This window comes from Thiolapillus sp. (assembly GCF_048562965.1).
Taxonomy (GTDB): domain Bacteria; phylum Pseudomonadota; class Gammaproteobacteria; order Chromatiales; family Chromatiaceae; genus Thiolapillus; species Thiolapillus brandeum_A.
Window position 1 is genome coordinate 1 of the sequence record NZ_JBHNMF010000258.1, and the last position, 2,827, is coordinate 2,827.

Consider the following 2,827-nt stretch of genomic DNA (forward strand, 5'->3'; position numbering starts at 1 on the left):
TGGATAACCATGGCGTTATGCTTCCTCCAGGTTTTGCGTGAGCCAGTCGTTCAATATCTGGCGGGTTCGGAACAAAGGATAGCTCCTTTTTGGAATATAATCACATGGTACCCGACATGCAAGCAGTTTGCGTGGATCAAGAAGATAAAGCAGGATTCCAAGGCAGCGAAGAAGGCGGGTGACAAGGCGCTGGCCAAGCAGCTCAAGAACAGGTACAAGGCCATATGCCACGGTGTGCGCGAGGATGGCAAGTACATCGAGGCGGGAGAGAATGACAACCTCATCGTACAGAAGCTCGAGGCCAATCCCAAGGCCCTGGGCGTGTTCGGCTACAGCTACCTGGAACAGAACGAAGACCGCATCCAGGGTTCCCTGGTGGATGGCGTCGCTCCCGAGTTCGAGCTGATCGCCGATGGCAAGTATCCCGTTTCCCGTCCGCTGTATTTCTATGTCAAGAAGGCGCATGTGGGCAAGATCCCGGGCATCAGGGAATACCTGGCGGAATTCACCAGCGACAACGCCTGGGGTGAAGAAGGTTACCTGGTAGACAAGGGCCTGATTCCCATGCCGGAAAAGGAGCGTGAGGAATACGTAGAGGCAGCAAAGAAACTCACTCCCATGAAATTTTGACCCGGGGATCCCTGTCGTGAGTTTTGGCGTTCTTTTTCTCTCACTGTTGCTGCTGTCCGTGGCAGCTTACTGGCTCGGGCGGCGCTACAGCCTGAGCCAGACAGAAGGGGATCGCCGGCAGTTGCATTCCATGCCGCGCTACTATGGTTACTACGTGGCGCTCTGGACGGCCCTGCCGGCGGTTTTTCTGTTGCTCCTGTGGCAATTGCTGGATCAGGGATTGATTGCGGAAATGGTGGCTGCGGATCTGCCTGCCGCCATTCGCAGCCTGCCCGATGCTGAACTGCATCTGTATCTCAATGATGTGATCAACCTGGCCAGGGGCAATATCACGTCCACGGCAGCTGATCCCGTCATGCAGGCTGCGGCTGATCATTTTCGCCATCTGCAGTCCCTGTCCGGCATGTCTCTGCTGGGCAGTATCATTGCTATCGTTATCGCAGGAGCGGCGCTGGCGGTGCGGCAGATCAATCCTGATTTCCGCTCCCGGCCCCGGGTGGAGGCCTCAATGCGCTGGATGCTGATCCTCAGTGCATCCATCGCCATCATGACTACGGTGGGTATCGTGCTGTCCGTGATTTTCGAGGCGATCCGGTTTTTTCAGATGGTTCCCCTGACCGATTTTCTGTTTGGTCTGCAGTGGAGCCCCCAGGTGGCATTGCGTGAGGATCAGGTGGGTGCCAGTGGCGCCTTCGGTATTGTACCTTTGCTCGCAGGCACCATGCTGGTGGCCTTCATTGCCATGTTGGTGGCGGTTCCCATCGGTCTGATGTCGGCCATCTACCTGGCCGAGTTTGCCGGGCGACACCTGCGTACCTGGGCAAAACCACTGCTCGAGATTCTGGCAGGTATTCCCACTGTCGTTCGCTACCAGCCATGGAGAGCGAAGCGAAGGCTGGTAGTCCCCAGTAGCCGCGAGGCCGCACTGCTTACCCGTCGTGCGCATAGCGCCAGAGGGGAAGCAAAGTAGGCATTCGAACGCGGCGTCCAGTCATTGGGAGACAAGTACGGAGCAGCAACGAGCTTGCGAAGTTGTTGTGTAGTGCTTGGTGACCAGGACGGCTGGGGCACGAATAGGTTGTCAAAGGCCGAGTCGATTTTGGGGACTGGGATGTCCCAAAATCTATCACGAGGTCGAAGACACGCTTGTACGGTTTCTTTGCCGCCTTGGTGGTTGCGCCCATGTTGCGCAATGGTGGCAGTCTGATCGGCCTGGATGTTTCCTCGGAGAGTGCGCTGGCCGCCGGTCTGGTGATGGGCATCATGATCATTCCCTTCGTGTCCTCCCTGTCGGATGATGTGATCAATGCGGTACCGCAAACCATGCGTGACGGTTCCTATGCACTGGGCGCCACGCGCTCGGAGACCATCCTGCGCGTGATTATACCGGCGGCGCTGCCGGGTATCGTCGGCGGTGTATTGCTGGCGGCTTCACGGGCCATCGGCGAAACCATGATCGTGGTCATGGCTGCCGGACTTACCGCCAATCTGACCGCCAATCCCCTGGAGTCGGTCACGACCATCACAGTGCAGATCGTTACGCTGCTGGTGGGTGACCAGGAATTCGACAGCCCCAAGACTCTGGCAGCCTTTGCCCTGGGACTGGCGCTGTTCATCGTGACCCTGCTGCTGAACGTACTGGCGTTGCATGTGGTCAGGAAATATCGGGAAGAATATGAGTAAGCTGATGAAATCCGCGGTAAAGCGCGGAGAGGTACGCCAGGCGGTGGAGAAAAGTCTGGTCAGGCGCCGCAGGAAAAACCGCCGCTTCAAGAGGATGGGTCTGGGCGCTGTGGTGCTGGGTATGCTGTTTCTCGGCATGATGTTCACCAGTATCATCAGCAAGGGCTACAGTGGTTTCGTGAGAACCGAGCTGCAGCTGGAAATCTATTTTGATCCCCAGGTCATTGATCCCGATGGCACCCACAAGCCTGAGGTGCTTGCGGCAGCAGGTTATGGAAAACTGATCAAGCAGTCCCTGCGACAGGAGTTCCCCGGTGTAAAGAAACGCAAGGAAAAGCGCAGGCTGTACCGGCTGGTGAGCACGGGGGCTACACAGCAATTGCGTGATCTGGTGCTGGCGGATCCGGCGGTCATCGGCAGCCACAGAAAGCTGTGGCTGATCGTAGATGACGATGTGGACCAGTACTACAAGCACGGTGACAACCAGAGCCGCCTGAAGGAACAGCAGCTGGCC

At 57.4% G+C, this 2,827-nt stretch carries 4 protein-coding genes and 1 pseudogene; 4 read left to right on the forward strand and 1 reads right to left on the reverse strand.

The window, feature by feature from the left end:
* Both ACOCD2_RS12650 and ACOCD2_RS12655 read left to right on the forward strand, forming a co-directional pair.
* On the forward strand, positions 1-630 hold a 630-nt coding region (locus ACOCD2_RS12650; protein ID WP_293652659.1), incomplete at its 5' end, for a substrate-binding domain-containing protein.
* 16 nt (positions 631-646) lie between these two features.
* Positions 647-1,600 (forward strand): PstC family ABC transporter permease, encoded by a 954-nt coding sequence (locus ACOCD2_RS12655; RefSeq protein ID WP_293652658.1) that lies wholly within the window; start codon positions 647-649, stop codon positions 1,598-1,600.
* Here ACOCD2_RS12655 and ACOCD2_RS12660 read toward each other — a convergent pair.
* Entirely contained in the window at positions 1,560-1,760 is a 201-nt protein-coding gene (locus ACOCD2_RS12660) for a hypothetical protein (RefSeq protein ID WP_293885335.1), read from the reverse strand. The two genes, ACOCD2_RS12655 and ACOCD2_RS12660, sit on opposite strands and share 41 nt — an antisense overlap.
* 10 nt (positions 1,761-1,770) lie before the next feature.
* Between ACOCD2_RS12660 and ACOCD2_RS12665 the strand changes: the two are divergent.
* Both ACOCD2_RS12665 and ACOCD2_RS12670 read left to right on the forward strand, forming a co-directional pair.
* Positions 1,771-2,313: pseudogene (locus tag ACOCD2_RS12665) on the forward strand (PstC family ABC transporter permease); the annotation flags it as partial.
* Between the two features lie 4 nt (positions 2,314-2,317).
* On the forward strand, positions 2,318-2,827 hold a 510-nt coding region (locus tag ACOCD2_RS12670), incomplete at its 3' end, for a DUF3333 domain-containing protein (RefSeq protein WP_293672756.1).